The organism is Novosphingobium sp. MD-1 (assembly GCF_001014975.1).
Taxonomy (GTDB): domain Bacteria; phylum Pseudomonadota; class Alphaproteobacteria; order Sphingomonadales; family Sphingomonadaceae; genus Novosphingobium.
In genome coordinates this window covers 159,767-180,344 of the sequence record NZ_BBXA01000033.1, presented here as the reverse complement: position 1 = coordinate 180,344, position 20,578 = coordinate 159,767, and the positions used below count along the sequence as shown (strand labels likewise).

Below are 20,578 nucleotides of genomic sequence, written 5' to 3'. Positions count from 1 at the left end.
CGCTAGACCTGTAACGGGCGAGCAAATCGATACCTTCGCGCTTGCGAACGCGATAATGGCCGACGCCCCTCATTTGGCGCCATAACCTGTATCGCCAGTGAACGACAATCGGAAACCGCAAGGCGGAACGGTGGGAGGAACGGCTCTCGCGCCGGGCCCCCGCGGGAATACCGCAGTGTCGGTCAGCGTGTTGGGGACCGTGGGGTTACGATGAACACCGGCGGGGGAGGTGTCGCGCCGGGCACCGGGGCCAGCCGTCGCACAATTTCGTCGGCAATGGCGGCGTGGCCGAGCGCGGTCGGGTGCCAGGCGGGACCCGTTCCGAAACCCGGATAGCCAGAGGCCCAGGGGATGACGGAACAGGGCGTGTGGGAACGTGACATGCGGGCCGCCTCGATCAGCAGCGCTCCCTCCTGCCCGGCGACGCGCGCGATCACCTCCCGCAGCCGGTCACCCACCGCGCGCCGGTCGGCGGCTTCGGCGGGGGTCAGGGGCGTGCGATCGCACAGGACCAGGCGGGGCAGCAGCGCCAGATAATCGACGAACACCAGCCGCGCAGCCGGTGCGCGGGTGCGTACTTGCGCGGCAATCAGGCGCAGGTTGGCTTCCAGTGCGGTCCAGGCGGCCTGATCGGGTAGCGGGGGCGGCACGGCGCATTCGGGCTTGGCGCGGGTTTCCGGGGAAAGGCGACACAGTCCCGCGAAGAAATCGCCGACATAGCGCACGTCGTTGGCGCCGATCGTCACGGTGACAAGCCGGGTATCCGGCGTGACGGCATCGATCTGCGGCGGCAGTTCGTCCCACTTGCCCAGCACGTGTTCCGTCCTGGCCGAACTGCACGTCGCGTCCGCCAGCACCAGGTTCAGGCGCTGGGCCACGAGATGGCCGTAACTGGCGGCCGTGCGCGAACAGCGCGGCGGCGTGCCGGGGTCGGGCGGGCCAAGCTGCAGGCCGGACGCGAACGAATCGCCAATGGCGACATAGCGTGCGCCGGCGGGCAGACCTTGCGCCACCGCGCCCGACGGGAGGGTAAGGGCGGATGCAAGGGCAAGGAGACCAGCCCGCAAGGCCGTCACTTCACCCAGTCCAGCCCGATTTCCTCGTAGATTTCGCGGCTGTCGGCCCAGCCTTCCTCCACCTTCACGTGCAGGAAAAGGTGGACTTTTACGCCCAGCAAATCCGCCAGTTCCTTGCGCGCGGCCTCGCCGATCGCCTTGATCCTGGCGCCGCCCTTGCCCAGCACGATGGATTTCTGGCTATCGCGTGCGATCACGATCTGCTGGTGGATTTCCACCGACCCATCGGCCTTGTGCTGGTAGCTTTCAGGCCGCACCGCGCTGTCGTAGGGCAGTTCGTCATGCAACTGGCGGTAGAGCTGCTCGCGCGTGATCTCGGTCGCCAGCAGACGCTCGCTGGCATCCGAAACCTGATCTTCGGGATAGTGCCACACGCCTTCCGGCATCAGCGCGGCCAAGCGCCGCTTGAGTTCGGGCACGCCATCGGCGGTGAGCGCCGAGACGAAGAACACCTCGTCGAACGATCCCTGTGCGCTGAGTTCCTCCGCCATGACCAGAAGCGGTTCCTTGGGCGTGGAATCCACCTTGTTGAGCACCAGGATTTTCCGTTCCTTGCGTTCGGCCAGCGCGGCAAGGATCGGTTCGAGATAGTCGCGCTTCTTCTTGCGCGCGTCGACCACCAGCAGGATCGCATCGGCTTCAACGGCGCCTTCCCACGCGGCGCTGACCATCGCGCGGTCCAGCCGGCGGCGCGGTTCGAAGATGCCGGGTGTGTCGGCGAGGATGATCTGCACCCGATCCACCCCGCCCGCATCGGTGGGCAGGTCCTCCAGCGCGATCCCCATCAGCCGCGCGCGCGTGGTCTGCGCCTTGGCCGAGACGATGGCGACCTTCTGGCCGACCAGCGCGTTGACCAGCGTGGACTTGCCCGCGTTGGGCGCCCCGATCACCGCGACGAGGCCGCAGCGTTCCCTTGCGTTGGTTTCCGTCAAAATAACTCCATTCGCCCCAAGTCAGCGGGGCTGTTTCCTGTTTAGCGTGAAGCGCCGGTTGCCGGAAGAAGGCAAGCTGCCCGGCGGGTATTCTTTCCGCAGGCAACTCTTTCCGGCGGGCCTTTCAGGCGAACCGGTTCATGAATTCGCGGGCGGCGGAGGTTTCCGCTTCCTGCTTGCTCGATCCACGCGCTTCCATCACGCCCACGCCCTTAACCTCGACGCTGACCGTGAAGCTGGCGGCGTGATCCGGCCCATCGCGGCGGACCAGCGTATAGACCGGGGGCTTGCGGCGGTTGCCGGCGGCCCATTCCTGTAACGCGGCCTTGGGGTGCTTGCGCTGGCCCGCGCCGCCGGCCATCGGCTTGTTCCACGCGCGGCGCACGAAGGCTTGGGCCACGTCGAAGCCACGGTCGACGAACAACGCGCCGATCAGCGCCTCCATCACATCGCCCAGGATGTTGTCGCTGTCCGCGCCGCCATCGTCGCGCGCTTGCTTGCCCAGACGGATGTGCGCGGGCACGCCCAGCGTGCGCGCCACGTCGGCACAGGTTTCGCGGCTGACCAGCGCGTTGAGCCGCTGCGAGAGCTTGCCTTCGGCAGCATCGCTCTTTTCGTGCAGCCAATCGGCGATGGCGAGGCCGAGAACGCGATCGCCGAGGAATTCGAGCCGCTGGTAATCGCGCGCCTCGCCCATCGACCCATGCGTCAGCGCCTCGCGCCACAGGTCGTCGCGCAAAGGCGCATGGCCGGTCAGGGCGGTCAGGAAGGCAATCGTATCATCGGCCAGCGGTGCGGCCGGGACGGGCTGGGGCTTGCTCAGAACAGCCCCCCAAGCCGGTTCCAGCGCGCCGCGGTGAACCAGGTCCAGGGCAGGAACCAGTTGGCGGAACCATCAGTGGACCACATGACGATGGTCGCGCGGCCGATCAGGTTGTCCATCGGCACCAGCCCGATCCCTGCGCCTTCCACCGCCGGGAAACGGCTGTCCATGGAATTGTCGCGATTGTCGCCCATCAGGAACAGCCGGTTTTCGGGGATGACCACGGGCGGAGTATCGTCCTGCGGGCGATAGCCGAGGTCCAGCACGTTGTAGCTTTTGCCTTCGGGCAGCGTCTCGCGGTACTGCGGGTAGTGGCAGCTTGGCGAACCGTCCTTCTCCACCGCCTCGAACTCGGGCGAGATGCAGTTGGTGTTGGCCGATACGTGGATCACGAAATCCTCGATCCGCTGCTTGGGCACGGGCTTGCCGTTGAGGTGCAGCACGCCCCCCACCATCTGCACGGTATCGCCCGGCAGGCCGATCACACGCTTGATGTAGTCCACGTCGTTGCCCGGCGGCGCCTTGAAGATCACCACGTCGCCGCGCTTGGGCGTACCGGCCAGGATGCGGTGGGGCAGCAGCGGCACGCCGAACGGCAGCGAATAGCTGGAAAAGCCATAGGGCCACTTGGCCGCGAGCAGGTAATCGCCGTTCTCCAGCCGCGGCAGCATCGATTCCGAAGGAATGTTGAACGGCGAGAAGATGAAGCTGCGGAAAATCGCGACCACGAGCACCAGCTTGATCAGGAAGACGGCGAAGCTGTCCTCCTTCTTCTCCTTTTTCGGCTTGCCCGCGATCGGGGGCAAACTTCCTGAACCCGGCGTTTCGGCGGGGGAGGCGGCGCTCTCTGGGGCGGCTGGAGTCTCGGGAGTCTCGGTCATCGTCGCGGTCATGTGGAGGGGGCGCGCTTTCGTCAAGTGTGTTGTGTGTGCAATACACTGTGCCGGAATACGTCTGCGCACCCGTACCGGAGATGAACGGGACGCTTGGCGGAATGCCTGCGAGCGGGCATGAGGAGTTTCGCAACTGCGAAGAAAAGGGATACCGGCGCGATGAGTGAACAGGATCTTGCGGGCTGGAACGCTCTGGAAGCGCTGGCGCGGCCTTCCCTGAAGGACCTGTTCGGCGATTCGGAGCGTCTTGCGCGCTACAGTACTGAACTGGAACTGCCGGGCGGGCCGATCCGCTTCGACTGGTCGAAGACGCATCTTTCGCCGGACGTGGAACGGGTGCTGGGCGAGATCGCCGGCACGATGGACCTTGCGGGCAAGCGCGAGCAGCTTTTCGCCGGCGCACGGATCAACAACACCGAAGGGCGCGCCGCCGAACATGCCGCCCAGCGTGGCGTGGGCAGTGACGCCAGCGTCGAGGAAGCCGGCGCCCTGCACGCGCGGATGCGGGCGCTCGTCGACGCGATCCACGCGGGCGTGCTGGGTGAGGTCAAAAGCCTGATCCATATCGGCATCGGCGGTTCCGCGCTTGGACCGGCGCTGGCGATCGACGCGCTGGCCCGCGAAAGCGCGCTTGTCGACGTGCATGTCGTCTCGAACATCGATGGTTGCGCGCTGGAAGCCGCCATGGCCGCCTGCGATCCGGCGGCGACGCTGATCGCGGTCGCCTCCAAGACCTTCACCACCACCGAAACCATGACCAACGCCGCCAGCGCGCTGGAATGGCTGCGCGATGGCGGGGTCGACGATCCCTATGGCCGGGTGGTGGCGCTGACCGCCGCCCCGGAAAAGGCGGTGGAATGGGGCGTGGACGAAACGCGCGTGCTGCCATTTTCGGAAACGGTGGGCGGGCGTTATTCGCTGTGGTCGTCAATCGGCTTCCCGGTCGCGCTGGCGCTCGGCACGCAGGCGTTCGGGGAGTTCCTGGAAGGCGCGGCGGCGATCGACCGGCATTTCATCGAAGCCCCGCTGGACAAGAACGTGGTCGTCCGCGCGGCCTTCGCCGATCTCTATTACACCCAGGCGCGCGGGTGCCAGACCCGCGCTGTGTTTGCCTATGACGAACGCCTGCGCCTGCTGCCCGATTATCTCCAGCAGCTGGAGATGGAATCGAACGGCAAGCGGGTGACGGCCGACGGCCAGCCGCTGGCCCGGCCCAGCGCGCCGGTGACGTGGGGCGGGGTGGGCACCGATGCGCAGCACGCGGTGTTCCAGCTGCTCCATCAGGGCACGCACCTGATCCCGGTGGACTTCCTGGCGGTGAAGGTACCGGGCCACGATCTCGATCCGGCGCACCACCGCATCCTGCTGTCGAACTGTTTCGCGCAAGGGGCGGCGCTGATGGCGGGCAAGGCTTCCGACGACGGCGCGCGCGCCTATCCGGGCGACCGGCCTTCGGCCACGATCTTCTGCGACGATCTCAACCCGGCAACGATGGGCGCGCTGATCGCGTTCCACGAACACCGCACCTTCGTTTCGGCGATGCTGCTGGGTATCAATCCCTTCGACCAGTTCGGCGTCGAACTGGGCAAGGCGATCGCGAAACAGATCGAGTCCGGCGGCGGGGAGGGCTTTGATCCTTCCACCGAGGCGCTGCTGGCGGTGGCCGGCATCGGCGAATAGGGCAGGGCCGGCGCGCAAGAGTTTCGTTAGTCTGGCAAACGAAACTCTTGCGCGCCGCCATTGGCAATCCGTCACCGGCCCGCCATATGCATCGCTCGACAGGAGCAGACCATGGCTGAGCAGGAATACGACTACGATCTTTTCGTCATCGGCGCGGGTTCGGGCGGCGTGCGCGCCAGCCGGATCGCGGCATCGCACGGCGCACGCGTGGCCGTGGCGGAGGAATACCGGGTCGGCGGAACCTGCGTGATCCGGGGCTGCGTGCCCAAGAAACTGCTCGTGTACGGATCGCACTTCGCCGAGGAACTGCAGGATGCGTCCAATTACGGCTGGACGGTCGAGAAGATGCATTTCGACTGGCCGACGCTGCGCGACGCGGTGCTGAAGGATGTCGATCGCCTGAACGACGCCTACACCACCACGCTGGAAAACAACAAGGTCGAACGCTTCCTCGAACGCGCCACGATCACCGGGCCGCACGGCGTGCGGCTCGCTTCGGGACGGGACATTTCGGCGAAGTACATCCTCGTCGCCACCGGGGCCTGGCCGCTGATGCCCGAGTTCGAAGGCAACGAACACTGCATCACCTCCAACGAGGTGTTTCACCTGCCCGAACTGCCGCGTCGCATCGTCATCCAGGGCGCCGGCTATATCGCGCTGGAGTTTGCCGGCATCTTCAACGCACTGGGCAGCGCGGTAACCGTGGTGAATCGCAGCGACGCGATCCTGCGGGGGTATGACGAGACGCTGCGCGATCGGCTGCTGCAGATCACCATGGCGCGCGGCATCACCTATCGTTTCAACTGCCCGATCACCAAGGTGGAAAAGCAGGAGGACGGCTGCCTGCACGTGTGGGTGAAAGGCGCGCAAGACCCGATTCCGGCCGACGCCGTGCTGGTGGCCACCGGTCGCCGGCCGAACGTTGCCGGGCTGGGGCTGGAGACTGCCGGCGTCGAACTGGGCGAACGGGGCGAGATCAGGGTCGACGATACCGCGAAGACCACGTGCGACAGCATCTATGCCGTGGGCGACGTGACCGATCGCGTGCAACTGACGCCCGTTGCCATCCGTGAAGGACACGCTTTCGCCGACCGGTTGTTCGGTGGCAAGGACGTGAGGATCGATTACGCCTGCATCCCCAGCGCGGTATTCTCGCAACCGCCGCTGGCGGGCGTTGGCCTCACCGAGGGGCAGGCGCGCAACGCCTATGGCAACGTGAAGGTCTATTCGTCCGATTTCCGGCCGATGAAGAACATCTTCGCGCATCGTCCGGAACGCGGGCTGTACAAGATGATCGTCGATGCCCAGACCGACCGCGTGCTGGGTATCCACATGATCGGCCCGGATTCGCCCGAGATTCTGCAGGCAGCGGCGATCGCGGTGAAGGCGGGGCTGACCAAGGCCGATTTCGATGCCACCGTCGCGCTTCATCCGTCGATGGCGGAAGAACTCGTCCTCATGCGTTAAAGGTTGCAAGTTGCAACTTATGTGCTAGTTTTCCCGCACGAACGGGGAGGCAGGACATGCGGTTGCAGGGCAAGGTTGCGCTGGTCACGGGTGGCACTGACGGGATAGGCGCCCGTCTGGTCCGCCAGTTGCGCGACAAGGGCGTTACCGTCATCACCACCGGGCGCACGGCGGACAGGATCGCCGCCGCCCGGGCTGATGGGTTCGAGGTGATCGAGGCCGACCTGTCCCTGCCCGAAGGCGTGGACGCGGTGCTCGCGGGTCTTGCCGGGCGTGAGATCGCCATTCTGGTCAACAACGCCGGGGCGGGGACCGACCATGATTTCCGCAATGGCGCGCCTGATCTCGCGTCCACCGACCGCACGATCTTCCTCAACCTTCACGCCCCGATCCACCTGGTCGCGCGGTTGATGCCGGTGCTGCGCGCGCAGCCCGAAGCGATGATCGTCAACGTCACCTCCGGCCTCGGCATCGCGCCCAACGGCGGTGGAGCGGTCTATTGCGCGACCAAGGCGGGCTTGCGCAGCTACACCATGGCTCTGCGCTACCAGTTGAAGGACACCGCGATCCACGTGCTGGAAGCGCTGCCGCCGGTGGTCGATACGCAGATGACGGCGGGGCGCGCCAACCGCAAGATGGCGCCGGACGAATGCGCGCGCCAGATCATTATGGCGATGGAGCGCAACGCGGACGAGGCCAGCGTGGGCATGGTCAAGCTGCTGCAACTGGTGCATTCCATCTCGCCGGCGCTGGCGCGCAGGATCATGATCCGCTTCTGAAAGCGGGCGGACGGGGAGAAGAGGAATGAAGGGCAAGGTTCTGGTGACCGGCGCGAGCGGTTATATCGCCGGCTTCGTGGTGCGGCAGCTTCTCGAACAGGGCTGGACGGTCCATGCCACCGTGCGCAACCTTTCGCGTGAGGCGGAACTGCGACCGCGCCTGGGTGGAACGCCCGACACGTTGCGCTTCTTTGCGGCGGACCTGATGGCAGACGCGGGCTGGGCCGATGCGGTGATCGGCTGCAGCCACGTGTGCCACGTCGCCTCGCCGTTCTCTACCAACGCGCCGAAGCACGAGGATGACCTGATCGTTCCCGCGCGCGAAGGCGTGCTGCGCGCCTTGCGGTTCGCGCGTGCTGCGGGCGTCACCCGTTTTGTGCAGACATCGTCCGTCGCCGCCATCGCCTATGGCCATGGCAAGGGCCAGCATCACTTCACCGAAAGCGACTGGACCGACGTGGACGGGCCAGACGTCTATGCCTACGTCAAGTCCAAGACCATCGCCGAACGCGCCGCGCGCGATTGGGTGGCGGCCAACGGCGGCGCAATGGAGTTCGTCTCGGTCAATCCCGCCGCCGTGCTGGGACCGGTGTGGAGCGATGATTTCTCGCCCTCGATCGAAGTCGTGCGCCAGTTGCTCGCCGGGGCCTTGCCCGGGTGCCCGGACCTTGGCTTCGGCATCGTCGACGTGCGCGATTGCGCGGACCTGCACGTGCGCGCGCTGACCGAACCGGGCCTCGCAGGCGAACGCTTCATCAGCGCGGGGCCGTTCCTGAAGCTGGTGGACGTGGCGCGCGTGCTCAAGGACAACCTTGGGGTTCAGGCGCGCAAGGTGCCCACGCGCCGGCTGCCGGACTGGCTGGTGCGCTTTTCCGCGCTGTTCAATCCGATGATCCGCCAGATCACCGGCGAACTGGGCAACGTGCGCGATGCCAGCGCGGCCCATGCGCTCGAACGGCTGGGCTGGCGCACGCGGCCCGTGGAGGAATCGATCCTCGATTGCGCGCGCAGCCTGATCGAGCGGGGGATCGTGAAGGTCTGAGGAACCCGCTTGGGGCCGGGACCGCACAATTCCGCGCTGGAGGGATGACCGCTATTCGCGGTCGTCGATAAGGCACAGAATGGTAAGAAGGGCGGGGGAAGCGGACGTTCGAGGGTTACGGGATCGGCAGCTCATCGCGCACTTTCGTCAAAATCCTTCCCAACAAGTTTTGCCCACGCCAACTGCTCGGGGCATGGCCTGCGGGATCGTCCACCCCACGGCCAATTCCCCAGATCCAATCTCTGGGGTTCGCCTCCACCAGCATAGCATTCCCGGTGTTGCGGAGCTGCCTTAGCGCTCCAGCGTTTTGCCCAAACTTTGCAATGTTGCCGCGATAGACGATGTCAATTTTCCACCGATCCCATTGTTTATGGTCAAAACCTGCGACCGCCTGACCCAATCGCTTTTGCGTCGATGGATCGGGACTGGCTAAAATTTGCTGTGCGACTGCTAGATCGCCAAACAGCGATGCCTTCGCAAACATCATCCATTGTTCTGCGGTTACGAATGATAGCCCTTCGAGAGTGAAAGGTGTGAAATGCCACTGGCTGAAGACGCCCTTCAGAAACGGCATGAAGGATTGATAACAGGCCGGATCGGGCAAGTCGGTGTTATCTACGGATGGCTCAAGATCAAAGCTGACTGGTCGCATGCTAACTGAGCTCGCTGATTGCTTCGGCACCGTTGGCACCGTCCGCGAATGTCCGCAATCGCGTCGTGTCCGGACATGCTGTTCTTGCGGAAAGATGTCAGATAGCTGCGACTCCGGCCCCGCCCGAATTGGACCGCGCCGCCTAAATCCCCGCGTACCACTGGTAGTCGTGATGGTCTTCCCAGTAGCCCCCCTTGCCGCCGTAGATATCGGCCAGACTGCTCACGGCCTGGATGCGCATCACGTACTTGGCCTGCTTGTAGCCCAGTTGCCGTTCCACGCGCAGGCGCAGCGGTGCGCCGTGGCCGATGGAAAGCGATTGGCCGTTCAGGCTGTGCGCCAGGATCGTCTGGGGGTGAAAGGCATCGACCAGATCGATGCTCTCGTAATAGGGCGCGCCGTCATAAAGATCGGCGCAGTGGAACACGATGAACTTCGCGTTGCCGGATAGCCCGGCGCGGCGCAGCAGCAGACCCAGCGGTAGTCCCGTCCACTGGCCGATCGCGCTCCACCCTTCCACGCAATCGTGCCGGGTGATCTGGCTGCGTTGCGGCGCGGCGAGGATCTGCGCCAGGCCCATCGCAAGCGGCTGGGCGACCATGCCGTCGACCACCAGACGCCAGTTGGCGAAGCGTTCGGCCGCGTGCGCGGCATAGTCCGGCGATCCGGGATTGCGCGTGCCGTTTTCGCGGAACACGGGCGAAAGATCGGCGCGGGTGAATTCGCGGGCGAGCGCGTTGCGATCGGTGACGATCCGCTGCGCGGTGCGCGTAGCCTTTTCGCCCAGCGTCAGCACTTCGCGCACCGAGGGCGAAGCGGCGATGCGGTCGCAGCCCGAAAGCAGCAACCCGGTGCCGCCGATCAGCGCGTTGCGGCGGGTGATGATCGTCATGCCGCGTCCTCCGTCCTGATGGTTGTCGGCCCCTTCGCCTGCGGCAGGCGGTACCAGCCCGTAATCATCGAGCGCAGTTCGTTGATCGGCCCCGCCAGCACCACCATGGCCAGATGGACCGCGATGAAGGCCGCGAAGCCCAGCGCGCAGAGGAAATGGATGGAGCGCGCCGATTGCCGCCCGCCGAACAGGTCCAGCAGCCAGGGCCATGCCGCATTCATGGTGGGCGACATGGTCAGGCCGGTCAGGATCACGGTGGGGATCAGGATCAGGATCACCGCCAGATAGGCGATTTTCTGCAAGGGATTGTAGCGCCGCGCCGCTTCGCCGGTGGGAAAGCGCAGGCGGGCGTGCTCCTTGATGTCGTGCCACAAGTGTGAAGGGCGCATTTCCGCCCGCGTCAGCGCAAGATCGCGCTGCAAGTGGCGCGATACCAGCGCGTAGAGCAGGAACAGCGTGGCCGAGATCGCCAGCACCCAGGCGAAGAAGAAGTGCCATTCGCGGCCGCCGGCCAGATCGTAATGAGAAGGGATCGTCAGCAGCGGCGGAAATGCCCGCGCGCCTTCGGACGAGACGCCCAGCAGGCCGCCGGCCGGCAGTTCCAGGCCCAGCAGGTTGACGAAGCCGCGATCGCCGTGGTTGCCGATCACCAGCCATGGCTGGTCGAAGTTCGCGCCGTACTGGCCCCAGTAAAGCCGGGGATGGGCGTTGAAGATCGACATGCCGCTCATCAGCATGACGAAGATGCTGAACGCGTTGATCCAGTGCCAGATGCGCACCGGCAGTTTCGTGCGGTAGATCAGCGGCGCTTCCGGTTGCATCCGGTTGTCCGCGTTCGCGTGTTCCATCCCGCTCTCCCCTGTCAGCCCGACGGCAGCATGACACAGCTTCGCGTGGGTGCAAGCCATGAACAGTCCGCCCGTGGCATTCGCAGCAGCGGGCGGAATGGTTACGGGAAATGTTACAGCGGGCGCGTCATCGCGATCAGATCGCGGCGGGTGAAGCGCCGCGTCTCCGCGCCGGCATGGCAGGGCCGGGGCACGGGCAGCAGCGCCTGCACGGCCGCCTTGCCGATCCACGCAATCTTGCGACCCTTGCCGACCACCGTGCGGCTGTCCCACGCCTTCTTGCCGCGCCGGGCGACTTCCACGGCGATCTCGCCATAGATGCCCGCCGCCGCCAGGATCGCCCAGCGCTGGCGCGGGGCGAGCCGCGCCGCGCCGATCCGCGCCGAACAGCGGTGCGCCTGCGCCCGTTCGCACAGCCGCGCGGCCAGCCGCGCCATCGTCGCGCGGTAGGGCGGCTTCATCTGCTCGCCCGGCGGAACATCGTGTTCCGCCAGCCATTCGGCGGGCAGGTAGCACCGCGCCGCCGCGTCATCCTCGGCCAGATCGCGCGCGATGTTGGCCAGCTGGAAGGCCAGCCCCAAGTCGCAGGCGCGATCAAGCGTATCCTCGTCGTCCGGCGCCACGCCCATGACCACCGCCATCATCACGCCAACCGCGCCGGCGACATGCCAGCAATAGCGCATCAGGTCGGCTTCGCTGCGGGGGTGCCAGTCGGCGGCATCGAGCGCGAAGCCGGCGATCACGTCTTCGGCCATGGCTGGCGTTAGGCCGGTCTCGCGCGCGACCACGCCCAGCGCATCGAAGGCTGGATCGCCGGTTGCCTCTCCTGCGAAAGCCCGTGCCGTCAGCGTGCGGATCGTGGCGAAGCGTTCCGCGCCATCGCCCGGCGTACCTTGCGTACCCAATGTGCCGCCATGGTCCTGCGCGTCGGCTATGTCATCGCACCGTCGGCACCAGGCATAGAGCAGCCAGACCCGTTCGCGCGTGGCCGCATCGAACAGGTGGCTGGCGGCGGCGAAGCTTTTCGATCCGTGCAGGATCGATTGCCGGGCGTGGGCGACGAGGGCGTCTCTCACGCCGCGGTCGTGAAAAGTTCCGGCCTCGCGACCTTCCGTCACAAATCGGCGGCTTTCATCGCGAAGATCGGGGTGTGCGGCACGTGCGCCGCCATCCGCGCCAGCAGCAGATCAAGATCGGGCTCCGCGATGATGATGTCGCGATGCGCTTCGCGGATGAAGCCCACCTCGATCATGTGGCGGTTGAAGGCGATCAGGTGGTCGTAGAAGCCGAAGGCGTTGAGCAGTCCCACGGGCTTGGTGTGATAGCCAAGCTGTGCCCAGCTTACCGCTTCCCACAATTCGTCCATCGTGCCGACACCGCCGGGGATGGTCAGGAAGCCGTCCGAAAGGTCGGTGAAGGCCTGCTTGCGCTGGTGCATGTTGGCGACGACGTGCAACTCGGTGCAGTCGGTATTGGAAACCTCGGCGCTGACCAGCGCTTCGGGGATCACGCCGATCACTTCGCCACCGGCTTCCAGCGCGCCGCTTGCCACCGCCCCCATCAGGCCCAGCCTGCCGCCGCCATAGACCAGCCCGATACCGCGCCGGGCCAGCGTGGTGCCGACGTGGCGGGCGAGTTCGACGTAGCGGGAATCGGCGGGCGAGGCGGAGCCGCAATAGACGGCAAGGCGTTTCACTTCATGTCCTCCAGCATCAGGCGTGCGGTGGCCTTCGCGCTGCCGACAACGCCGGGAATGCCGGCGCCCGGATGCGTGCCGGCGCCCACCAGGTAGAAATTGGGAATCGCATCGTCGCGGTTGTGCGCGCGGAACCACGCGCTTTGCGTCAGCAGCGGCTCCAGGCTGAACGCGCTGCCCTGATAGGCGGAAAGGTCGGTGGCGAAGTCGGCCGGGGCGTAGTGGAACTTCGTCCGGATGCGATCGTGGATATCCGGGATCAGGCGCCGGCCCACTTCGTCGAGAATCCGCTTTTCCAGCACCGGGCCGATCTCGTTCCAGTCGACCGGCAACTTGCCCATGTTGGCGACGGGCACCAGCGCATAGAACGTGCTCATGCCTTCGGGGGCCATCGACGGATCGGTCACGGTCGGATGGTGCAGATAGATCGAGAAGTCCTGCGGCAGTACGCCGTGCTGGTAGATGTCGTCGAGCAGCCCTTTGTAGCGCGGACCGAACAGGATCATGTGGTGCGGAATGCCGGGCCAGGTGCCCTCCACGCCGAAATGCACCACGAACAGGCTGGGCGAGAACCGCTTGCGCGCCAGCGACCGGGCCTGCTGCTTTCCGCGCGGATTGTCGGACAGAAGATCGCGGTAGGTGTGCATCAGATCGGCGTTGGAAGCGACCGCGTCGAAGGGGGCGTGCCAGCCGCTGCGGGTCAGGACACCCGTGACTCTGCTGCCCAGCGTTTCGACGCGCGCCACTGGATCGCCCAGTCGCACTTCGCCGCCCAAGCGCTCGAAGTGGCGGACCATGCCGGCGATCAGGCGGTTGGTGCCGCCCCTGGCCCACCACACGCCACCATCCTTCTCCAGCTTGTGGATCAGGGCATAGATCGCGCTGGTGTTCATCGGGTTGCCGCCGACCAGCAGGGTGTGGAAGCTGAAGGCCTCGCGCAGCTTTTCGCTTTCGACGAAGCTCGACACCATCGAATAGACCGAGCGCCATGCCTGATACCGCGCCAGCGCGGGGGCGGCCTTGATCATGCTGGAGAAATCGAGGAACGGCACCGCGCCCAGCTTGACGTAGCCTTCCTCGAAAACGCCGGCCGAATAGCGCAGGAAATCTTCGTACCCCACAACGTCGCCGGGCGAGATGCGGGCGATTTCGGCGCGCAGGTGCGCTTCGTCGTTGGAATAATCGAACACGGTGCCGTCGGGCCAGTTGAGCCGGTAGAACGGCGATACCGGCATCAGGTCCACGTCGTCGGCCAGGCGATGTCCGCTGAGGTTCCACAGCTCCTCAAGGCACGGCGGATCGGTGATGACCGTCGGTCCGGCATCGAACGTGAAGCCATCGCGTTCCCAGTACCAGGCGCGCCCGCCCGGCTTGTCGCGTGCTTCGATGACGGTGGTCTGGATGCCGGCCGACTGGAGGCGGATGGCGAGCGCCAGTCCGCCGAACCCGGCGCCGATCACACAGGCTCGTTTCACTTGCGCACTCCCGATGGCGATTGGCTGGAATGATGCAGCGGCTGGGGCCTGGCGCCCAGTCCGGTCAGCACGCCGATGGCCTTGCCGACCGCGACCGGGGGGCGCCCCGCCAGAATGCGCATCTTGTCGAGCGGGGTCGACCGTCCGGCGTAGAACCGTTCGATCAGGCGCTGGTCCAGACCGTAGAAGCGTTGCAGCACGCGATAGCGGTCCCGTGGCTCCGCAGCGGCGAACAGCATCGCGGAAAGTGCCCGGTCGAACCGCCCACGCTGCCAGTGGCGTCTTGCCCATTCCTCGCTGAACACCGCGAGCGCCTGGCCCGAGAGATCGTCCTGCCGCGCCAGCGCCAGCGCGAAGCGCACCGCATCGGGGACCGAGTAGCTGGTGACCGCGTGGAACAGGCCGGCGCGGCCGCCGGCGCGGGCGATCTGACCGCCGGTTGCGCGCCAGAACCCGTCGAAATCGCCGCCAGCCACAACCGGCAGCACGCCGGCCTCCTCGTCCAGCACCGCTTCAACGCGCCAGCCGCGCGCCAGCGCATAGGCTTCGATCCGGGTATGGATGGCGGACGTGTCCAGGTGAGTGCCGTCGGCGTAGTAGGTGTCCTCGATGAACACCTCGTCGGGCGCGAAGGGCAGGCAATAGAGGAAACGGTAGCCATCGATCTGCTCGACCGTGGCATCCATGATGACGGGCCGCTCCAAGCCGTGCGGGGCTTTCAGTTTGAGCCGCTGGCCCACGAACTTCTGCCAGCCGCCGGTGAGGTGCCCGGCCAGCCGCGCCCCGCGCGCGTCTATCACCGCGCCGGCCTCCAGCCGCGTGCCGTCGGATAGCGTGACCGCCGTTTCGCTACAGGCCAGCGCGCGCCGGTTGCACAGGATCGCCTCCGCCGGCAGTGCGGCGCGCAACGCCGCGTCCAGGCGGGCGGATGTCATCGCGTAATAGCTCGTATCGAGCTGGCGATCGTATTGCGGAAAGCGGACCGTGTATCCCGGCCAGGCCGCCTCGACGAGCGGCGCGAGCAGCTCGCGCCCGGCTTTGCCCACGTCGCTGCCGAAGAACGACCACACGTGGTGGCCGCCCAGCGTTTCGCCCTGTTCGACCAGGCGCAGCGACAGGTCGGGCCGCGCGCGTGCGAAAGCAAGCGCCGCCAGACCGCCCGCAAGGCCGCCGCCAAGAATAACGATGTCGCAGGTTTGCGAACTCATCCCGTCTCACCTAGGCGTTCGACCGGAACGGCGCAACTGCACCATGGGGCCTATCAATGGTTTGGCAACGCCGTAAGGCTAAGGGGAAGCGATGAAGGCCGGCCTTGCATCCCCTCTGCCGTTGACGCCCGACCGGGCAAGAACGGTCGTGGCGCTGCTGATCGCGGCGCTGATCGTCGGCATCCTGCTGGGGGAAGGGCGGCCGCCCATCTGCCCGTGCGGCGTGGTGCGCCTGTGGCAGGGCGTGGTGGAATCGCCTGAAAACAGTCAGCAGGTTTCAGACTGGTACAGCTTCAGCCATCTTATCCACGGGATGCTGTTCTATGGTGCGGCGCGGCTGTTGTGGCGCGTGCCCGCGCTGGCCCGGCGGGTTTCGTCGCGCTGGGCCTTGCCATTCGCCGTGCTGATCGAGGGATCGTGGGAACTGCTCGAAAACTCGCCGATCATCATCGATCGCTACCGGTCGGTCACGGTATCGTGGGGCTATTCCGGCGACAGCGTGCTCAATTCGGCAAGCGACATCGGTTTCATGGCCCTTGGCTTTATTGTCGCCTCGCGCCTGCCGGCATGGGCCACCATCGGGCTGGCGATCGCGTTCGAACTGTTCACGCTGGCAATGATCCGCGACAATCTGACGCTCAACGTCCTCATGCTGGCATGGCCGATCGAGGCGATTCGCCACTGGCAGGCCGCTGCCTGACCGCATTGCGGCTGGTTTCGGAACCTTTCCGGGCGCCTGGAAAGATTTCCGGGGGCGGGATGAAGGGTGGTCTGCCCGCCCCCGGAGCGGGAGCGGGTCCGGGGGGGCCGCTCCCAAGGCTGGAAATTCGAAAGATCAAATTCCGCTACGGCATCGGACCGTCCTTGCGTCGGTTCGGTCTGCCGTTGCGAGCGGTTCTTGCACGGCTGCACATGACGCAGGATGATCCGGCGCATGAACGTTCGTTAATTCTTGGACCGATCGCGCGCCGCGCGTGACGCGATGTTCTTGATCCCAGTCAATGCGCAAGGCACTCTTCTGCCGAAGCAAGGCAGGTGAACCGGCAAAAGCCGGCATCCATAAGCCGGCTCATGGAGAGGTATGATGGCTCAGGAAGCGAAGACGGATCACGTTGACGTGCTGATTGTCGGCGCCGGCATTTCCGGCATCGGATCGGCCTATCACTTGCAGGACCAGTGCCCCGGCAAGAGCTATGTCGTGATCGAGGCGAAGGACACGTTCGGCGGGACGTGGGAAACCCACAAGTACCCCGGCGTCCGTTCGGACTCCGATCTCTACACCTTTGGCTACCGCTTCAAGCCCTGGATCGGCGCGCCGATCGCCAGCGCCGATGAAATCCTCAAGTACATGGGCGAGGTGATCGACGAGAACGGCATCGGCGAACACATCCGCTATGGCCACCGCATCACCGGCTGCCACTGGTCCAGCGCGGACAACCTGTGGACCGTGGAAACAACGCGCAAGGCGGACGGGGCCAAGGTGACCTTTACCGCCAATTTCCTGTGGATGTGCCAGGGCTATTACGATCACGAGAAGCCCTATGTGCCCGACTGGGCTGGCCTCTCGGACTACAAGGGCACGTTCATCCACGCCCAGCTGTGGGACCCGGCGATCGACGTCAAGGGCAAGCGGGTGCTGGTGATCGGATCGGGCGCGACCGCCGCCACGGTCGTTCCCGCGTTCTGCGATGCCGGGGCGCAGGTGACGATGCTCCAGCGTTCGCCGACCTATTTCTTCTGCCATCCCAACCAGAACGAGCTGGCCGACCGTCTGCGCCAGATCGGCATCGACGAACCGACCGTTCACCGCGTCGTGCGTGCCCAGGTCATGCACGATCAGGACGTGCTGACGAAGCGCTGCCAGACCGAACCGGACGTGGTGTTCGAGGAACTGAAGGCGCTGGTGCGTGCCTATGCGGGCGAGGACTTCGCGTTCGAGCCGAACTTTACCCCCAAGTATCGCGTGTGGCAGCAGCGCCTGGCGTTCTGCCCCGATGGCGACCTGTTCCAGCACGCCGCGGCTGGCCATGTGCGGGTGGTGACCGACACGATCGATCGCTTTACCGAAAAGGGCGTGCGGACGGCCTCGGGCGAGGAACTGGAGGCCGATATCGTGGTCGCCTGCACCGGCTTCCGCCTGTCCGTGATGGGCGACATTCCCTTCGCCGTCGATGGCAAGGGGGTCAACTGGCACGATACGGTCAACTATCGCGGCATGATGTTCACCGGTGTTCCCAACCTCGTCTGGGTCATGGGCTATTTCCGGGCGAGCTGGACGCTGCGGGTCGACATGCTGGGCGATTTCGTGTGCAAGCTGCTCAACCACATGGATGCGCGCGGTGCGAAGCGGATCGACGTGGCGCTAAGGCCCGAGGACGAGGGGATGGAGCTTGGGCCGTGGATCGAGCGCGACAACTTCAATCCCGGCTATCTCATGCGCGGACTGGATGATTTGCCGCGCGGGGGCGACAAGCCGGAATGGCGGCACAATCAGGACTATTGGGCCGAACGCGTGGAAATCCCGGCGATCGATCTGGAAGGCACGGAATTCGTCTATGATGGCGTGAAACGGACGGCCTCGGCGAAAGCGGAGGAACCGGTCGCGGCCTGATCGCGCGGCTTCCCGTCGTATTTGACCGTCCGCTTGCCGTTGCGGCGGCGCATCCGGCGTTCATTGGCTGGACGCGCCGCCGCAATGCGCCTAATGCTGGCTCACACCCCGGGGAGCCTGCGTTTCCAAAAGGCTGAGAGGTGGGTTTCGCAGCCCACGACCCGTCGAACCTGAACCCGTTAGCACGGGCGGAGGGAAGGGCGGCCGTCTTGGCGCTCTTCGTCCGTCCCAGGAAGGAAGCGTGCCATGGCCGACATCAACTCTCCCCTGGAAATCGGCGTGACGACCGGCCCCATTCGCGGCAGCCGCAAGATTTACGTCGAATCGCCGAACTTCCCGGGGGTGAAGGTCGCCATGCGCGAAATCGCGCTGGAGCCGTCCTCGGGCGAAGCGCCGCTGCGGGTCTACGATACCTCGGGCGCCTATACTGATCCCGCCGCCACGATCGACATCGCCGCGGGTCTCGCTCCGCTGCGCCGCGACTGGATCGTGGCGCGCGGCGATGTGGAGACTTATTCCGCCCGTGAGGTGAAGCCCGAGGACAATGGCCAGCTCGGCCCAGACCGGTCTGGCGGCGTCCCGCCGTTCCCCAACGTGAACACGGCGCCGCTGCGGGCCAAGGCGGGGCAGAACGTCACGCAGATGCACTATGCCCGCCGGGGTATCATCACGCCCGAGATGGAATATGTCGCCATCCGCGAGAACCTGGGTCGCAAGCAGCTCAAGGAAGCGCTGGCGCGCGACGGGCATGATTGGGGCGCGAGCATTCCGGATTACGTGACGCCCGAATTCGTGCGCGAGGAAGTGGCGCGTGGCCGGGCGATCATTCCCAGCAACATCAACCACCCGGAAAGCGAGCCGATGGCGATCGGCCGCAACTTCCTGGTGAAGATCAACGCCAACATCGGCAATTCGGCGGTGGCGTCGAACGTCGCCAACGAAGTCGACAAGATGGTCTGGTCGATCCGCTGGGGCGCGGACACGGTGATGGACCTTTCCACCGGCCGCAACATCCACGACACGCGCGAATGGATCCTGCGCAACAGCCCGGTGCCGATCGGCACCGTGCCGATCTACCAGGCGCTGGAAAAGGTCGGCGGCATTGCCGAGGACCTCACCTGGGAAGTGTTCCGCGATACGCTGATCGAGCAGGCGGAGCAGGGCGTCGATTACTTCACGATCCACGCCGGCGTGCGCCTGCCCTACATCCCGATGACCGCCAAGCGCGTGACCGGCATCGTCAGTCGGGGCGGCTCGATCATGGCCAAGTGGTGCCTGGCGCACCACCGCGAGAGCTTCCTCTACGAGAAGTTCGACGAAATCACCGAGATCATGAAGGCTTATGACATCGCCTATTCGCTGGGCGATGGCCTGCGCCCCGGTTCCGTGGCCGACGCCAACGACGAGGCGCAGTTCGCCGAGCTCTATACGCTGGGCGAACTGACCAAGCGCGCTTGGGAACAGGACGTGCAGGTGATGATCGAGGGACCGGGCCATGTGCCGATGCACAAGGTCAAGGAGAACATGGACAAGCAGCTTGCCGCCTGCGGTGAAGCGCCGTTCTACACGCTCGGGCCGCTCGTAACCGACATCGCGCCGGGGTACGACCACATCACCAGCGGCATCGGCGCGGCGATGATCGGCTGGTTCGGCACGGCGATGCTCTGCTATGTCACGCCCAAGGAGCACCTTGGCCTGCCCGATCGCGACGATGTAAAGGTAGGTGTGGTGACCTACAAGCTCGCCGCCCATGCCGCCGATCTCGCCAAGGGGCATCCGGCCGCCAAGCTGCGCGACGATGCGCTGAGCCGCGCGCGCTTCGAGTTCCGCTGGCGCGACCAGTTCAACCTCAGCCTCGATCCCGATACGGCCGAGCAGTACCACGACCAGACGCTCCCGGCCGAAGGCGCCAAGACCGCGCACTTCTGCTCGATGTGTGGTCCGAAGTTCTGTTCGATGAAGATCACGCAGGAAGTGCGCGATTTCGCGGCTAAGCAGAACCAGCCCAGCACCGGCTTCATCGCGGCGGACGAGGCGGAAAAGGGCATGGCCGAAATGAGCGAGAAGTACCGCGAGGCGGGCGATCTCTATATCCCGGCGGCGGAGTGAACCAGCCGGGCGCGGCCGAACTCGCCATCCGCCTGCGCCGCGCCGCGTTCAACCGCGCGCTGGCGGAGGGCGATCTCGCTGCGATCGGACCGATCCTGGCGCCTGGCGTGGTGCTGGTCACCGGCTCCGACAGCGCGGTGATCGCCGGGCGCAAGGCGCAGCTGGCCGCATGGAAACGCGAGTTTTCGGCGCGCCCGCGCATGGTGTACGAGCGCGTGCCTGAAAGTGTCGTCGCATCGGCGGTCGAGCCCGTGGCCATGGAGCATGGCACTTGGCGCGGCGTGGTGGCGGGATCGGAGCAGGTCGCCGCTTCCGGCATCTACAGCGCGAAATGGCGCGAGGTGGGCGGCGCGTGGCTGCTGGAAGCCGAACTTTTCGTGACGTTGGCGTGAGGC

Annotated in this window: 19 protein-coding genes and 1 riboswitch; of the genes, 8 read left to right on the top strand and 11 right to left on the bottom strand. The window is 65.8% G+C overall.

Annotated elements, in window-relative coordinates; translation table 11 throughout:
• Positions 1 to 182: 182 nt before the first annotated feature.
• From NMD1_RS18555 to lepB, 4 genes are all read right to left on the bottom strand, one after another.
• Positions 183 to 1,076 carry an SGNH/GDSL hydrolase family protein gene (locus NMD1_RS18555; protein ID WP_158454010.1) on the bottom strand — a complete coding sequence of 298 codons (894 nt, stop codon included), beginning with the start codon at positions 1,074 to 1,076 and terminating at the stop codon, positions 183 to 185.
• Positions 1,073 to 2,008, bottom strand: coding sequence for a GTPase Era (era, locus tag NMD1_RS18550; RefSeq protein ID WP_124809162.1), 936 nt, complete (start codon positions 2,006 to 2,008; stop codon positions 1,073 to 1,075). The genes NMD1_RS18555 and era overlap by 4 nt, the downstream gene beginning before the upstream one ends.
• 124 nt (positions 2,009 to 2,132) lie before the next feature.
• The gene (gene rnc, locus NMD1_RS18545; RefSeq protein ID WP_375336198.1) at positions 2,133 to 2,855 is read right to left on the bottom strand and encodes a ribonuclease III; all 723 of its coding nucleotides are present in this window, start codon (positions 2,853 to 2,855) and stop codon (positions 2,133 to 2,135) included.
• On the bottom strand, positions 2,828 to 3,724 hold the full coding sequence (gene lepB, locus NMD1_RS18540) for a signal peptidase I (protein ID WP_199558163.1): 897 nt from the start codon (positions 3,722 to 3,724) through the stop codon (positions 2,828 to 2,830). The genes rnc and lepB overlap by 28 nt, the downstream gene beginning before the upstream one ends.
• 159 nt (positions 3,725 to 3,883) lie before the next feature.
• Here lepB and pgi point away from each other — a divergent pair, with 159 nt between their 5' ends.
• The 4 genes from pgi (at position 3,884) to NMD1_RS18520 (ending at position 8,692) form a co-directional block, all read left to right on the top strand.
• Positions 3,884 to 5,404 (top strand): glucose-6-phosphate isomerase, encoded by a 1,521-nt coding sequence (gene pgi / locus NMD1_RS18535; protein ID WP_125956340.1) that lies wholly within the window; start codon positions 3,884 to 3,886, stop codon positions 5,402 to 5,404.
• Positions 5,405 to 5,515: 111 nt separating this feature from the next.
• The gene (gene gorA / locus NMD1_RS18530) at positions 5,516 to 6,871 is read left to right on the top strand and encodes a glutathione-disulfide reductase (protein WP_125956338.1); all 1,356 of its coding nucleotides are present in this window, start codon (positions 5,516 to 5,518) and stop codon (positions 6,869 to 6,871) included.
• Between the two features lie 56 nt (positions 6,872 to 6,927).
• Complete coding sequence (locus NMD1_RS18525; protein WP_125956336.1) at positions 6,928 to 7,650, top strand: SDR family oxidoreductase; 723 nt, start codon at positions 6,928 to 6,930, stop codon at positions 7,648 to 7,650.
• 25 nt (positions 7,651 to 7,675) lie between these two features.
• Positions 7,676 to 8,692 carry an aldehyde reductase gene (locus NMD1_RS18520; protein ID WP_125956333.1) on the top strand — a complete coding sequence of 339 codons (1,017 nt, stop codon included), beginning with the start codon at positions 7,676 to 7,678 and terminating at the stop codon, positions 8,690 to 8,692.
• Positions 8,693 to 8,807: 115 nt separating this feature from the next.
• On the opposite strand, the gene NMD1_RS18515 is transcribed toward NMD1_RS18520, so the two are convergent.
• From NMD1_RS18515 to crtY, 7 genes are all read right to left on the bottom strand, one after another.
• A complete protein-coding gene (locus NMD1_RS18515) occupies positions 8,808 to 9,344 on the bottom strand; it encodes an NADAR family protein (protein ID WP_125956331.1) in 537 nt (178 codons plus the stop codon).
• 142 nt (positions 9,345 to 9,486) lie between these two features.
• A complete protein-coding gene (locus NMD1_RS18510; protein WP_125956328.1) occupies positions 9,487 to 10,236 on the bottom strand; it encodes a molybdopterin-dependent oxidoreductase in 750 nt (249 codons plus the stop codon).
• Positions 10,233 to 11,084, bottom strand: coding sequence for a cytochrome b/b6 domain-containing protein (locus tag NMD1_RS18505; RefSeq protein ID WP_124809151.1), 852 nt, complete (start codon positions 11,082 to 11,084; stop codon positions 10,233 to 10,235). Before NMD1_RS18505 ends, NMD1_RS18510 begins: the two co-directional genes overlap by 4 nt.
• Positions 11,085 to 11,197: 113 nt before the next feature.
• Entirely contained in the window at positions 11,198 to 12,160 is a 963-nt protein-coding gene (locus NMD1_RS18500) for a phytoene/squalene synthase family protein (RefSeq protein WP_125956325.1), read from the bottom strand.
• A 38-nt stretch (positions 12,161 to 12,198) separates the two neighbouring features.
• Positions 12,199 to 12,780: a TIGR00730 family Rossman fold protein gene (locus tag NMD1_RS18495; protein ID WP_125956323.1), complete on the bottom strand. Its 582-nt coding sequence runs from the start codon at positions 12,778 to 12,780 to the stop codon at positions 12,199 to 12,201.
• Positions 12,777 to 14,255, bottom strand: coding sequence for a phytoene desaturase (locus NMD1_RS18490; RefSeq protein ID WP_125956321.1), 1,479 nt, complete (start codon positions 14,253 to 14,255; stop codon positions 12,777 to 12,779). Before NMD1_RS18490 ends, NMD1_RS18495 begins: the two co-directional genes overlap by 4 nt.
• Complete coding sequence (gene crtY / locus NMD1_RS18485) at positions 14,252 to 15,463, bottom strand: lycopene beta-cyclase CrtY (RefSeq protein WP_125956319.1); 1,212 nt, start codon at positions 15,461 to 15,463, stop codon at positions 14,252 to 14,254. The genes NMD1_RS18490 and crtY overlap by 4 nt, the downstream gene beginning before the upstream one ends.
• A 91-nt stretch (positions 15,464 to 15,554) precedes the next feature.
• Between crtY and NMD1_RS18480 the strand changes: the two genes are divergently transcribed.
• From NMD1_RS18480 to NMD1_RS18465, 4 genes are all read left to right on the top strand, one after another.
• A complete protein-coding gene (locus NMD1_RS18480; RefSeq protein ID WP_124809146.1) occupies positions 15,555 to 16,163 on the top strand; it encodes a DUF2585 domain-containing protein in 609 nt (202 codons plus the stop codon).
• Between the two features lie 384 nt (positions 16,164 to 16,547).
• A complete protein-coding gene (locus NMD1_RS18475) occupies positions 16,548 to 18,074 on the top strand; it encodes an NAD(P)/FAD-dependent oxidoreductase (RefSeq protein WP_125956316.1) in 1,527 nt (508 codons plus the stop codon).
• Between the two features lie 99 nt (positions 18,075 to 18,173).
• Positions 18,174 to 18,289, top strand: a riboswitch (TPP riboswitch).
• A gap of 31 nt (positions 18,290 to 18,320) precedes the next feature.
• The gene (gene thiC / locus NMD1_RS18470; RefSeq protein ID WP_125956313.1) at positions 18,321 to 20,183 is read left to right on the top strand and encodes a phosphomethylpyrimidine synthase ThiC; all 1,863 of its coding nucleotides are present in this window, start codon (positions 18,321 to 18,323) and stop codon (positions 20,181 to 20,183) included.
• Complete coding sequence (locus NMD1_RS18465) at positions 20,180 to 20,575, top strand: DUF4440 domain-containing protein (protein WP_125956311.1); 396 nt, start codon at positions 20,180 to 20,182, stop codon at positions 20,573 to 20,575. The genes thiC and NMD1_RS18465 overlap by 4 nt, the downstream gene beginning before the upstream one ends.
• Positions 20,576 to 20,578 lie beyond the last annotated feature (3 nt).

Excerpts from the sequence above, each read along its gene's own strand:
- NMD1_RS18505 (WP_124809151.1), bottom strand. The coding sequence starts at position 11,084 with ATGGAACACGCGAACGCGGACAACCGGATGCAACCGGAAGCGCCGCTG.
- NMD1_RS18525 (WP_125956336.1), top strand. The coding sequence starts at position 6,928 with ATGCGGTTGCAGGGCAAGGTTGCGCTGGTCACGGGTGGCACTGACGGG.
- NMD1_RS18480 (WP_124809146.1), top strand. The coding sequence starts at position 15,555 with ATGAAGGCCGGCCTTGCATCCCCTCTGCCGTTGACGCCCGACCGGGCA.
- NMD1_RS18475 (WP_125956316.1), top strand. The coding sequence starts at position 16,548 with ATGGCTCAGGAAGCGAAGACGGATCACGTTGACGTGCTGATTGTCGGC.
- NMD1_RS18510 (WP_125956328.1), bottom strand. The coding sequence starts at position 10,236 with ATGACGATCATCACCCGCCGCAACGCGCTGATCGGCGGCACCGGGTTG.
- lepB (WP_199558163.1), bottom strand. The coding sequence starts at position 3,724 with ATGACCGCGACGATGACCGAGACTCCCGAGACTCCAGCCGCCCCAGAG.
- thiC (WP_125956313.1), top strand. The coding sequence starts at position 18,321 with ATGGCCGACATCAACTCTCCCCTGGAAATCGGCGTGACGACCGGCCCC.
- crtY (WP_125956319.1), bottom strand. The coding sequence starts at position 15,463 with ATGAGTTCGCAAACCTGCGACATCGTTATTCTTGGCGGCGGCCTTGCG.
- NMD1_RS18520 (WP_125956333.1), top strand. The coding sequence starts at position 7,676 with ATGAAGGGCAAGGTTCTGGTGACCGGCGCGAGCGGTTATATCGCCGGC.
- NMD1_RS18515 (WP_125956331.1), bottom strand. The coding sequence starts at position 9,344 with ATGCGACCAGTCAGCTTTGATCTTGAGCCATCCGTAGATAACACCGAC.
- pgi (WP_125956340.1), top strand. The coding sequence starts at position 3,884 with ATGAGTGAACAGGATCTTGCGGGCTGGAACGCTCTGGAAGCGCTGGCG.
- gorA (WP_125956338.1), top strand. The coding sequence starts at position 5,516 with ATGGCTGAGCAGGAATACGACTACGATCTTTTCGTCATCGGCGCGGGT.